Genomic DNA, 12,864 nt, shown 5'->3' on the forward strand with positions numbered 1-12,864 from the left:
GTCCGGTTGGCTGTCGGCGATGCAATCCGTCCGTCGTACGCTCTTTGATCGCTGATGAATACAAACAAGACACTGCCGATTTCCAACCGAAGGATTCGTCATGCAAAGGATTTTGCTGCGTTTCACAGTCCGACGCTGGCGTGGGTGATCCTGGCGATCTCGTTGGCCGTGACCGCAATCGCTTGGTACCTGTCGAGCCAATACATTCGCGAACGCGCGACGGATCGATTTCAGTTTCGAGTCAATGAAATGGTGATCTCGATTGAGCAACGGATGCTCGAGTATGAACAGGTGCTGCGTGGTGGGGTCGGGTTGATGGAGGCATCCGACGATGTTTCGCGAGATGAATGGCGGACTTACTTTGAGAATGCCCGGTTCCAGGAGTACTACCCTGGCATTCAAGGGGTGGGATTTAGCCGGGTGGTCGATCAAGACGAGAAAGAGTCGTTTGTGGAATCGATCCGAGCCGAAGGGTTCCCGAATTTCAATCTCTACCCCGAGGGTGAACGTGATTTCTACACGTCGATCGTCTACCTCGAACCGTTCGATTGGCGGAATCAACGAGCATTCGGTTTCGACATGTATTCCGAAGCCACTCGGCGAGCGGCGATGGATACCGCGATCAACACGGGCCAGCCCACGATCTCAGGCGTGGTGAGATTGGTGCAAGAAACCGACGACGACGTGCAACGCGGTTTCTTGTTGTATTTGCCTGTTTTCGAAAACGATCAGCCCCGTCAGACGAGCGAACAACGCAACGAAGCTGTGATTGGCTTTGTCTACGCTCCATTCCGGACTCGAGATTTGATGATGGGGATTCGGAAATCGAATCTGCCGGACATCGACTTCACGGTTTATGACGGAACCGACAAAGACGAAGCGGATTTGCTTTTTGACAGCCGGCAAGCGTCTGCGGCCGAGGCGACGAGCACGCCCGATTTTGTGATGACCAAGACGCTGCCACTTCGCGGGCGCGACTGGACGATTCACTTCGCATCTCAGCCAAACTTTATCAGTGGTGGCGAGTCTGCGATTAGTCTTGCCGTGGCGTTCGTGGGGCTTCTCGTCGATGTGTTGTTGTTCTTGGTCATCGGATCGATTGGTCGGCAACAACGTCAGGCCGAGAAGATTGCGGTGCGAATGACGAACGAGTTTGAAAAAGCTCAAAAGCAGTTTCAGGCCGTTTGTGATACCGCGAATGATCCAATCGTGTTACTGGATCAGTCAAAGCATGTTGTTTATGGAAATCCGGCCGCCATGGAGGCTTTCCGTATGTCCGAAGAGCAATTGCTGGGGACATCGATCGATCGTTTGTTTGGCAATTCAACATCGGCGATCGATCCGGACTCCCCGACATCCGGGCAGGACGAAAAACAATGTGTGAGAGAAGATGGCTCGTCCTTTCCGGCGAAGATCTCAAATTCATATTGGCATGATGGCGATCAGCAAATCACCGCGATTGTCATTCGAGACGTGACTGAGCAAAAACGGGCGGATGCGCTGATTCAGCAACACATCACGGAACTGAGACGAAGCAATCGAGACTTGGACGCATTCGCTTACATCGCATCGCACGACCTTCGGTCTCCACTACGCAATATCAAGCATTTGGCCGATTGGGTGGTCGAGGACACCGGAGACAATTTGCCAGCGGAGAGTGCGGATCATTTGCAAACACTGAGACAATGCGTGGGACGAATGGAGCAATTGTTGGATGACTTGTTGCAATATTCCCGTGCGGGACGTGTGCATGATCGGTTGACGATGGTCGACACGAACGAATTGGTTACCAAGATATCTGGCATGATGTCGAAACCTGCTTCCATGCAAATTCGGATTGAGGGTGACCTGCCGACGTTTCGGACGCTGAAAACACCGCTTGAAACATGCCTTCGCAATTTGATTGGCAATGCGATCAAGCATCACGATCGGGAAGATGGGAAGGTGAGCGTGTCCGCACTTGAAAAAGAGGATGAAATTGAATTTGTGGTGGCCGACGATGGGCCTGGGATCGACACGCGGTTTCAGGACAAGGTGTTCGAGATCTTTCGCACATTAGCACCATCGGATTGGAAGAATTCGAGCGGGATGGGGCTTTCGATCATCAAAAAAACGGTCGAGACCTATGGCGGACGAATCGAGTTGCAGTCCGAGTTAGGGCAGGGAACTCGTTTCATCCTTCATTGGCCCCGAGAGATGGTCATGCCGCTTGAGAGTCTCGCGGAAGCCGTTGAGGCTTAGCAATCATCGGGCTGTCGCAGATCCAGATTCTCGGTGCCGCGAAATTTTCTTTGTTTTTCACGGTACGGATGAGAATGCGATTGGATGATCCAATTTGAGATCGGTAAAAGGGGACGGGGGTCAATTAGGTGGGGTTGGTCGACTTGGGCCTTCCTCGTGATCGGAGTGTTGACCACAGGTCGTGTTTGTCAGCGAGTTCTTCGACCCAGTCGATGTCGCCGAAGGGGCGGCCTCGCTGGACGCTTGTTCGAATCATCTCGATCTCCTTTTTGCTGAGTGCTTGATTGACCCGCTTGCTCCAGTTTGCCGTGCGACGGATTGGCCAGGCCGACAAGAGTTTTGGATCTCGGTCTGTTCACGAAAAGACCCCCGTCCCCTTTTGGGCTTTCGCAGCTTCTTGTTGATCTGCTCGGGTGAATTTCGTCGTCGTTTCTCGCCCATCGAAAATTCTCGGCCCGAATTGGCTCTAGACTTTCATGACCCCTGGATCAGGTATGGGGGGCATTCCAGGGCTGCATTGGTAGTTCTGTAGAATTTCCTGAATCAGTGTTGGTGTTAACCGAGAAGTGTCTGGAATTCTTCGGGGAAATGCCGAATGATTTTGCTGCAAAGTGCAAATGGTCTAGTGTAAGCACAATGTAGACGTGACGAACGATTTGTACTTTTGGAACCGAACGGAATGACGTTTCGTGCTAAGCAATTGAAACTTCAGGATGCCGATGCCTGGAACGAATTCTACCAAGAGTATCTCGATCCTTTATACGGATTCGTGTACCGCTTGGTGTGTCATAAGCGAACCGTCGCCGACGATCTTTTTCAAGAGGTATGGTTGCATGTGATTCAGAATATCGACACTTACGACTCCGAGAAGGGCGAATTGTCCGCGTGGCTATTTGGAATCGCACGACGACGAGTTGCGTTGTATTGGCGACGCACGTCGGGCAAATCAGTCGACGACGACAATTTGCTGCGAGCGGACCGCGCAGACGCAGCCTTGTTGCCAATTGAGGCTATGGAACAGATCGAGCGTGCAGAGGTCGTCAACTCGGCTTTGCTGGTGATGCCGGAAAACCAGAGGCGAATCTTGAGACAAAAGTACATCGACGGCATGTCTGTCGCCGAAATCGCGAAGCGATCATCGACCACCCAAAAGGCTGCCGAGTCGCTGTTGTTTCGTGCAAGAGCAAAATTAAGAAGTTTGCTTGGACCCACCTTTGTCGATGCACTTCCATCGCATTTACCAAACGAGTCCAGGAGACCGAAATGAACGAGAATATTCACAATCGGATAACTGATTCAGACATCACTGATGACGAGCGAGCTTTTCGTGCGCTGATGATGGATTCTAATGTTCCACCTATCAAAGCTCCGAAGAATTTAGCGAACGCTGTGCGTAGGAAGCTTCCCGGTTCAGCCACGATCGACTCGTTCGGTCGTCATTCGCAGCGACTTCGGTGGATCATGTCGTCCGCTGCAATGGTAGCGATTGTCCTTGTTTGCGTAGCACTCTGGCCCACGCGTCAGCAAGCATGGGGCGAAGTTGTGAAGACACTTCAAGATATGCCATGGATTCGCTTGGTCGGTGAACTAAAACAGGACAAAATGGAAGTTTGGATGTCGCTTCAACGCGACGTCGCAGCTCAACGCAGCAAGAAACTAAGTCGGTTCGACGATTATCGAACAGGCGTCCGGTACGAGTTTAGTGCAGAAGAACAACTGATTTATCGCGTGCCAATCAATGACGAACGCGCGTTCAATTCAATCAGTAGTGTCTTTACGTCAATCTTTCGCCAAGATGACCAAGTTGGTGACGAGTTTGCAGGGAATCGAATTGTAAGTCAAACTCGGCAAAGCGTTCAAGACAGCGGCAAGAAATGGATCGACTACGAACTCACACTTCAAACACTACCGGGTGTTTCGTCCAAGGTTGTTGTCCGTGTCGATCCTGAAACGAATCTTCCAGTGTCGATGCGATTCCAGGAAGATGTCGATCATGCATTGAACATGAAAATCGACTATCCGGAAACGGGGCCGCAGGACATCTATGCAATCGGGGTTCCCCGCGACGCTCGTGTCGTGGATCGCATGCCGACCGGGAATCTAAAGCGAATCGCGGAGATTCTCGATCGAAATCGGAGAGAACTTGACAACTATGTCGCCGCCTATGGATTCGTGCCAAATTCACCGCAAGCACTAATTTACCGTAGCGGCGATCAATGGCGAACCGCTTCTTGTTCCCCGACACGTGACCTTTTCAAAAGCAATCGAGAGTACGGAGCGTTTCTCGCCGAGCAGCCCCCTGCAAATGAAGGCGAACTACGAAGTTGGTGGAAGACTAGACTCAGCCACTACACGATAGTTGCCGACATGCTTTGTGATGGGAGAACTGTTTATCATGCGAGCTATGAAGATCCGGCTTCGCCTGTGTTCGAACCTTTCCAATCCGTACGTGCGGGTGATGGGCATTCAATCGCCAAGACAATGGGGAATGCCGGCAATATGCCTGAATTTCATGTTTATCCCGATTTGAACTCGTATGTGCAGATCGAAATGACGCTGACCAAGGACCCGACGGATGGACCGGAAGGAAGCATCCTTGTGACCCGCTCGTACCTGAGTGAACACCAGACTTCAAAGTACTGGCTTAACCCGAAACTTGGGTACGCCGCTGTCCAGGCCCAGCATTCTTTGCGTCAAATCGATGAAAAAAAACCGAATGTGACTCCAGCCGAACAGCAGCAGACCTATCGTTTTGAAAACTTCAAGCAATCGCCTCGTGGGATCTGGTATCCCACCGTTATCGTTCGCAGCAATGCGATAGGTTCACAACAAAGTGAAGCGGAGTTGTCAGCAGGAGCGACAGCGACCGCTTCCGACGACAGGACGTACTATCACCTTGATTTCACGACCGAATTGTCGAGTGATTTGTTCAAACATACGAGTGGCACCGTATTTGTACCGCTGGACAAAAACAGCACGGACGAATGAGGTTCGTGTTGTGTAAGCATTCGGTAGGACTATTCGCGTTTGCGTCATTTCGTGTGGGCTTCTCTGCTGTCGAGAAGGATGACACCAAGGCCAACAGACGCAAAAAGGGGACGGGGATCAATTAGGTGCGTTTGGTCGAGTTGGGCCTTCCCCGTGATCGGAGTGTTGACCACAGGTCGTGTTTGTCAGCGAGTTTTTCGACCCAGTCGATGTCGCCGAAAGGGCGGCCTCGCTGGACGCTCGTTCGAATCGTCTCGATCTCCTTTTCGCTGAGTGCTTGATTGACGCGCTTACTCCAGTTTGCCGTGCGACGGATTGGCCAGGCCGACAAGAGTTTTGGATCTCGGTCGGAATGGTTCGCCCAGCGGTGGAATGAACCGTGTTGCCACAACTCGGCTCGTTTGACCAAATTTGCTCGCACTGGATTGCGTTCCACATATCGGCACACTGTCAGGAAGTGCTCATCGTCTTTGATGGGAAAGCTCTTGAAGCGGGACTGGTACAGATGTCCTTCGCCCGCGGTGTGGTAGTGAGCGTGATAGCGTTGGGTGTGCGTGGCGGTGACCCAACGCAGCATCTTTCCCATTTGCCCGTCGCGGTCTGGACGAAGTACAAGATGCCAGTGGTTTGGCATCAAGACGTAAGAGTAGATTTGCACTTCGTAGCGTTCCAGGCCTTGGCCCAACACACGCTCGAAGGCTGCGTAGTCTTCCGGCTTGTGGAAAATTTTTTGCTTGGCATTCCCGCGATTCAATGCATGGTAGATTCCGCCTGCCACATCCAGACGTTTTTGTCGAGGCATCTCGCACACCTGTAGGGAAAAGTGATCTTGGAGTCGTTGGTCGATGTCAGAATAGCAGAAAAGACCCCCGTCCCTTTTTCGAGGGATCGCGATGAGGCGAGGGATGACTGTTTGCTTGCACCGGAGAGATCAACTGTGACTCAACACCAACCTTATGAATCGCCGAGCGTTCCCACGGAATCTGCCGCTCCTTCCAAGAGTTTGTTGGGAAAGATAGCGACCGGGGTTCTTATGCTCGGATTGATGGTCCTGGCATATGGAGCGATCGCTTTTTGGGTGCTGCCATTTCTTCCGCCCAATAGTGAATCGAAAGGTCGGTTGCCGAGCCTGACCGTGATGGGCGTGGGCGTGTTAGTGACCGTGGTGGGACTGGTTCTGCGAAGTCTGACAACGAGCAAGGATCCTGAACCCGACGCGAATCAGTCGAAGAAGATTCCGGCGATGTATGGGGTTGCGATTTTGCTGGGAATTCTTGGGCTGGTGTTCTTTGTGATCACCCGTCTGTAATTCGCCGCGGTCAGGCTTTTCGGATGAAGTCGGCGGCATAACTGCGGACTTCGCTGCCGTTGAGAACATGGACCATGCGAAGTTGTTGGATTTCTTGGTCGCTGAAAGAGGTCATTGGAACGTGAACCAAATGCTTCTTGAACCGGCGAGCCAACCGCTTCCATCCGCCACCGGGCGGCAGGGGGCTCATCAGTGCGACATGGTTGCTGCGTGAGTGCATGCAAGCCGCTGCGATCAAGCGTTCTTCAAGAGTCTCGGTGAAGTTCAGTCTGCGGTCCCGCCAAATGTCTCGGATTGGAACCGGTGGGTACAGGAACATGGCACCGCCATAAATGCCCAGCCCAATTCCTGGACCGACCATTTCTCGTTGAAAGTCGCTGGCAAAGAAAGCTAGCGTGGATTCCCATTCGTGTTCAGCAAACCAAGTCGTGCGCCAGGGGTAATCTCGTGGGTCGGCGGGAGAGTCAAACAGCATCAAGCAGGCATCGAGTTGCCCGCGACTGGGCGGCATGACTTTGACATAGATCTCTTTTTCGTACCAATGTCGAAGCGTGTCACGAATGTCGATGCCGTCTTTGACGCTGGTCGTGAATTTTTCCGTGCGAGCCAGATCCTGGCCCATGATCGCCTGCGCTCGTTCGCACACACGGTTGCGCAGCAGTTCGATGCGTTCGTCTTCGGGTGGGTAGCTGCACTGTGAATACGGATTCCAATTGTGTTGCCACTCGTGGCGTTCCTTGTCGCTGGGGCGCCGCTGCAGTTCCAAGGTTTGCCAAGAGATTGGCGGTCCGGGCAAACGATTGACCAGCGAGACAACGTCTTGATTTGGCAAGCGGACTTGATCGATTCCAAGCGTCACCGGTTGATCGGCTTCCGGGATCCATTGGTCAGCGTTCTCGCCCCACTGATCCGCGTAGGCATATTTTGAGGCCGCCTCGGCGACATGCAGTGCGAACTGATCGCCGAGCACCTGCTTGCATGCGGTGATGATCGTCACCATGTCGGGTGTCATTCGGCGATTGATCAGCGAAAGATTCCGGATGTATTGCAAGCACTTGGAAAGCAGCAGTGGTGTGATCCGGCGGGCGCGATTGCCGAGCTCGTCCAGGTAGCTTTGCCGCCCCGCGATCAAGAGTTCTTTGACGCCGTCAATCTGTAGGTTTTCGTCTTCTTCGAGTTCGGCTCGTGCCCGTTCGTACAGCGAGGTGATGAACGGCAGTTCTCCAAAGAGAAACAGCAGAGTTTTGGGGTTGATGTTGTGCCGAGTGGGGACATCGACTTCTTCGTTTTGGAGGTCGTCCCGTGATCGCCCTTGGTCGTTGCGGAGTTGCCGATGTGCGTCGCGAATCCATGGCCAGTGCAGGACGCTGGTGACCAGCAAGATTCTCTTGTAGTTCTTTTCGAGTTCGGTCAGTTGCGCCGCCATGTAGTGCATGCGATTGCGTGTCAGGTCATCGCTGGGCGGAGGGATGCTGGGAAGGATCGCCGCGGCGAACTTTTCGATGGCAACATGGCGAACCGCGTGCGGGTCAGGCATGACCGTCGAGAACGGTTGAAACTCATTGGTTTCCAAGTCAATGAAATGCCGCGGGATGTGTTCGCCCATCGCGGAACGGATCGCCATGATCACGCTCTGGCACGGATCAATCGGCACATAGCTGGTCGGCAGCGAGTCATGGTCATCGTCCAGTTCTTCTTCGTCGCCTTCTAAATCCGGGCGATAGGTCACCGGGGGATCAAAGGTGGATGACAACGGATGTTGCAGCACCACCGAAGGGCGTGGCAGATCGAGAACCGCTTCTTCGACCGGATGTTGGAACGAGGGAGGAAGCGGAACGGCCAAGCAATCGAATTGATGCTCGAGCATGAACCGACGCGTGAGCCAAGCAAATTGGCCGCTGCCGTGGATGATGGGCAACAGGGTAACGCGATCGTTCAAACGAAGGAGTTCGGGGATCGTGTCACTCATCAATCGATCAGCCAGCGACGGGGGAGGGAGGTTCAACGGAAGAAGCAATCACTTCGGTCGAGGATTGGTTCAAGTAGGTTTGAGCGGCCTTGGCAACTTTTTCGATGGTGACGCCTCGATAGGCATCCAGCAATTCGTCCAACGAAAGATAGTCGCCACAGCAAAGCCAACGACTGCCTAAGCCGAACAGGCGGTTCGACGGACGTTCGGACTGCATGATGCACCCGGCAACCGTTTTGTTGATGACTTGGTCAAGCTCAGCTTGATCGACGCCATCGCTTGCCACTCGTTGCAGCACATCGTTCATCAAACGAATGTTGGATGGCATGTCATCGGCAGCGCAGACAAGGTAGGTGAACAACGCACCGGTGTCCGTGAATTCTTGTGGCCAAAGCGTCGCGACTTCCGCACGTCCGGTGTCGATCAAATCCCAGAACAGTCGACTGCCGCCATCGTCACCCACGATCGAGCACAGCAGTCGCATCGCGTAACGCAGTTCCGACTGCATCGACGGACCGTCCCCCAGCGTCACACGGTAGGACTGCGCAGCATCCGGAACACGAAGTTGTGGTGTCAGGTCGATGCCCTCGGGAGATGTGCTGGGGTCATCCGAGAGCAAGTTGGAAGGCAGGGGACGATCTTGCCAATGCGTCGTCATTTTTTCGGCCTGCGCGACCAACCCATCGAAGTCGACGTTGCCGCTGGCCGCCAGCACGATGTTGTCGGGGCGGTAGCGGCGGTTGAAATAGGCTCGCATGGTTTCCACCCGCATCGATTCGATCGAATGCGTGGTTCCAAGCACTCGGCGTCCCAATCCACGTGGGCCATACGCACATTCCATGACGCGTTCGAATGCACCAAACGGAGGTTGATCCTCGTACTTGGCAATCTCTTCCAAGATCACGTTGCGTTCGGTGGCGAACTCGCCTTCATCGAGCGTGGGGCTCAGCATGTCCGTCAACAAATCGATCATGCGATCTTGGTACTTGGGCAAGACCGCGGAGTAGTAGACCGTTTGTTCTTCGGAGGTGTAGGCGTTGGATTGCCCACCCAGTTCATCGAGTTCACGATTGACATCGGCAGCGGATCGTCGAGCGGTACCTTTGAACATCATGTGTTCCAGGAAATGGCTCAGTCCCGATTCGATATCGGTTTCGTCACGCGCGCCGGCACGAACGAAGTAACCCACTGCGGCGGAGTAACCTCGTTGATCGATGTCAGCAACGACTCGCAGACCGTTGGATAGTGTGGCGGAGCGAAGGTTTTGGGGGATGGATTGGTTCATGCGATTGCTTCGCCTCCTTGCAGTGCTTCGGGACCCACGGTGACGATGCGGAACTTGCGAGGTCCGTGGTCGCGAAAGTAGGAGGCAACTTGGTCGAGCGTGATGGCCTGAATTTTGGACTCGAGTTCTTCCGTCGGAATGATGCGCCCCAGTTGATATTGGTCTGATGCGAGCGAGCTGGCACGTGATCCGGCAGACTCTTGTTCCATGATCAGTCCGCTTTCGATGCGAACTTTCCAACGGGAGAGTTCTTCTTCGGCGAGGTCATCGGCGAGGTGCTGAATCTCGTGCAGGCTGACGTCCAGTGTTTCTTGTGCCCGTGCGGGGGTGGTGCCGGCGTAACCAAAAACGGCACCGGTTTGGCCGATGGTATGGGTGCTGGCCCAGACGCTGTAACACAGCCCGCGTTGTTCGCGAACGCGATCGAACAACCGGCTGCTCATTCCATCGCTGAGGATTCCAATGCCCGCGCGCATGATGAAGTACTCGTCGCTGCCATAAGGGATTGAATCAAACGAGAACCCGATGTGTGTTTGGCTGCTGGGAAGTGGAATGTGTTCGTTGCCGTCGATCGGGGCAGGGGAGGGCAGGGCAGGGCGGTCGCCTGATTTCCAATCACCGAATGCGTTTTCGATCGATTCAAAAAGCGACTCGGTTTCAAAGTTGCCCGCGACGGCCAAAACACTGCCGCCGGCGTGATAGTGATCAGTGTAGAACTGACGAACGTCTTCCATGTTCAGCGATTCCAAGCTGGCTTCGCTGGCGTAGCCGCCTCGTCCAAGTTGTGGGCCATATTGTCGCTCGCGAAGACGTCGCATCAGCCGTTGCGTTGGCTCGTCCTGGAACGCCGCGAGTTCCTGACGCAGGATCATCTTGGCATCGTCGAGTTGTTTGCCTGGAAGGTGCGGGCGACGGACCACGTCAGCCAAAAGCTCGATCGCGGGTCGCAGGGAATCCGCGGGCATGCGAGCGGAATAGCCCGCGATGCTGGTCGAAGCGGAGTTGCCGCTGTCGATTCCCAGATTGTCTTCGGCCGCGACCAATTGGCGACTGTTGTAGGCACCGGCACCGCGCTGGACCATTTCGCAGGTCAACGAAGCCAGACCGTCGCGACGAGCCAAGAATTCCGCGTCGGCCAGTTGTGAATCGCTCAAACCAACCAATTCGGTTGTGATCCCAGCGGGCAACCAGAGCGTGTACGCGGCGGTTCGCAGCCAAGGCATCGGTTGCACGACGACGGTCAGGCCGTTGTCGAGCGTTCGAGTTTGAATCGGGGGAGATTGAGTGCTGAGCAAGGGAATCGCTGAGGGCTGAGGGGGCGGAGCGGAAGTCGTCACGACTTATCGAAGTCACGGTCGGGGCCGAAACTCTTGACGAGTTTCGCTACCTCGAGGAGCTAGGAACTGGGAGCTAGTCCCGGCATTCCCAGCGAGACGACCTCAACGGTTTTGACTCGACCGATCAGCGTGTGGCTGCTGACGTCGTCGACTTGGACCTCCATGATCTGGCCCGCCTGCCGACGATTGCCATCGAACACCACGATGCGATCGCAGTGGGTTCGCCCGGTCATTTGAACCACCGCCGCATCAGGATCGGACTTGTCGGCTTTCTTGCTGGGGCCTTCGACCAACACTTCCACCGTGCTGCCGATCAGCTTTTGGTTGTCTTCTTTCGAGATGCGATCTTGGACAGCCAGCAGTTCGTTGTTGCGAGCCGCTTTGACTTCCCGAGGCACATCATCGATCAGGTTCTGGGCCGCTTTGGTGCCCTCGCGAACACTGTATTGGAAGATGAAGCTGTTCTTGAATCGACACCGTTCGATAAGTTGCACCGACTTTTGGAAGTCCTCGTCGGTTTCGCCGCAGAATCCCACGATGAAGTCGCTGCTGACGGCGGCTTCGGGAAGGATCGTTTCAATGCGTTCGAACATCTCCATGTAATCGGCGATGGTGTAGCCGCGTTTCATTCGTTTGAGCACCGCGTCGCTGCCGCTTTGTGCTGGCACATGCAGGTAAGGCGACACCTTGGGCAGATCGCGAATGGTTTCGAGCAACCGCGCGGTCATGTCCTTGGGGTAGTTGGTCACAAATTTGATGCGGCGAAGACCATCGATGTCATGCAGTCGCTCAAGCAGACCCGCCATGTCGGTTTCGCCATCGGGGCCGCGATGGCGATAGCTGTTGACGGTTTGACCGAGCAACGTGATTTCAAGAGCACCCTGTTCGGCCAGGATCCGAGCTTCCGAAAGGATGTCGTCGGGTGAGCGGCCTTGTTCGGGACCACGCGTGTTAGGCACGACGCAGTACGTGCAGAACTTGTCGCAGCCGATTTGGATCCGCAGGTAGGCTTGGAACGGGGTCGGACGCATGGTCGGATCCCGCAACGGGTCAAACGTCTCGTGGCTGCGGGCGACGATCGATTGCTTGCCGTCTTTGCGTCCCAGCGAAACAGCCATTTGCCGTCCTTCGCCGTTGGACATCTTGGTCAGCAGGTCAGGAATTGCGTGCAATTGTCCGGGACCGACGACCATGTCGACATAGGGGGCGCGACGGAAGATGACTTCTTGGTCCTTTTGCGCCATGCAGCCCATCACGCCGATCTTCTTGTCCGGGTGCCGGGCTTTGGTTTCTTTGAGTTTGCCAAGCGCGCTGTAGGTTTTTTCTTCGGCCTGTTCGCGAATGCTGCAGGTGTTGTAGAGCAGCAAGTCGGCTTCGCCGGGGGAGTCCACGACGGTATAGCCGTGACGTTTCAAATCGGCGATCACCATCTCGCTGTCCAGAACGTTCATCTGGCAGCCGACGGTTTTGATGTAGACAGTTTTGGACATGGAGATCACTCCGATTCGGCTTCGTTAGGTTTTTGGCTGGCTTCCAGGGCGGCTTTTTGAGCGTCCTGCGTACGGCTCACGTGGTCACGCAAAAGCCCGGTCAGGTGGGCTTGGCGGCGGCTCATCGCACCCACCACGGTCCAAGCGGCGATGGCCGCTCCGGCGACCCATAGCCAGTTGATGTTGGTCAGAAATGTTTGTCCCCACAGCGCGTTCATCGCCTCAGGATAACGCCCCGGGGCCAT

Annotated in this window: 10 protein-coding genes; 4 read left to right on the forward strand and 6 right to left on the reverse strand. The window is 54.7% G+C overall.

The window, feature by feature from the left end:
• Positions 1-54: 54 nt before the first annotated feature.
• From LOC70_RS13375 to LOC70_RS13385, 3 genes are all read left to right on the forward strand, one after another.
• On the forward strand, positions 55-2,241 hold the full coding sequence (locus tag LOC70_RS13375; protein ID WP_230254089.1) for a CHASE domain-containing protein: 2,187 nt from the start codon (positions 55-57) through the stop codon (positions 2,239-2,241).
• 679 nt (positions 2,242-2,920) lie between these two features.
• Positions 2,921-3,508 carry an RNA polymerase sigma factor gene (locus tag LOC70_RS13380; protein WP_230254090.1) on the forward strand — a complete coding sequence of 196 codons (588 nt, stop codon included), beginning with the start codon at positions 2,921-2,923 and terminating at the stop codon, positions 3,506-3,508.
• Positions 3,505-5,229 carry a hypothetical protein gene (locus LOC70_RS13385; protein ID WP_230254091.1) on the forward strand — a complete coding sequence of 575 codons (1,725 nt, stop codon included), beginning with the start codon at positions 3,505-3,507 and terminating at the stop codon, positions 5,227-5,229. Before LOC70_RS13380 ends, LOC70_RS13385 begins: the two co-directional genes overlap by 4 nt.
• Positions 5,230-5,350: 121 nt before the next feature.
• Here the strand turns inward: LOC70_RS13385 and LOC70_RS13390 are convergent, their stop codons facing one another.
• Positions 5,351-6,031, reverse strand: a complete 681-nt coding sequence (locus LOC70_RS13390) for a transposase (protein ID WP_230254092.1) — start codon at positions 6,029-6,031, stop codon at positions 5,351-5,353.
• Between the two features lie 135 nt (positions 6,032-6,166).
• Here LOC70_RS13390 and LOC70_RS13395 point away from each other — a divergent pair, with 135 nt between their 5' ends.
• Complete coding sequence (locus LOC70_RS13395) at positions 6,167-6,538, forward strand: hypothetical protein (protein WP_230254093.1); 372 nt, start codon at positions 6,167-6,169, stop codon at positions 6,536-6,538.
• Positions 6,539-6,548: 10 nt separating this feature from the next.
• Here the strand turns inward: LOC70_RS13395 and LOC70_RS13400 are convergent, their stop codons facing one another.
• From LOC70_RS13400 to LOC70_RS13420, 5 genes are all read right to left on the reverse strand, one after another.
• Positions 6,549-8,507 (reverse strand): hypothetical protein, encoded by a 1,959-nt coding sequence (locus LOC70_RS13400; RefSeq protein ID WP_230254094.1) that lies wholly within the window; start codon positions 8,505-8,507, stop codon positions 6,549-6,551.
• A 7-nt stretch (positions 8,508-8,514) separates the two neighbouring features.
• Positions 8,515-9,792 (reverse strand): M16 family metallopeptidase, encoded by a 1,278-nt coding sequence (locus tag LOC70_RS13405; protein ID WP_230254095.1) that lies wholly within the window; start codon positions 9,790-9,792, stop codon positions 8,515-8,517.
• Entirely contained in the window at positions 9,789-11,087 is a 1,299-nt protein-coding gene (locus tag LOC70_RS13410) for a M16 family metallopeptidase (RefSeq protein WP_255716334.1), read from the reverse strand. The genes LOC70_RS13405 and LOC70_RS13410 overlap by 4 nt, the downstream gene beginning before the upstream one ends.
• Positions 11,088-11,188: 101 nt before the next feature.
• Entirely contained in the window at positions 11,189-12,628 is a 1,440-nt protein-coding gene (gene miaB, locus LOC70_RS13415; protein ID WP_230254097.1) for a tRNA (N6-isopentenyl adenosine(37)-C2)-methylthiotransferase MiaB, read from the reverse strand.
• Positions 12,625-12,837 (reverse strand): hypothetical protein, encoded by a 213-nt coding sequence (locus tag LOC70_RS13420; RefSeq protein WP_230254098.1) that lies wholly within the window; start codon positions 12,835-12,837, stop codon positions 12,625-12,627. Before LOC70_RS13420 ends, miaB begins: the two co-directional genes overlap by 4 nt.
• Positions 12,838-12,864 lie beyond the last annotated feature (27 nt).

The organism is Rhodopirellula halodulae (genome assembly GCF_020966775.1).
In the GTDB taxonomy this organism is placed as follows: Bacteria; Planctomycetota; Planctomycetia; order Pirellulales; family Pirellulaceae; genus Rhodopirellula; species Rhodopirellula halodulae.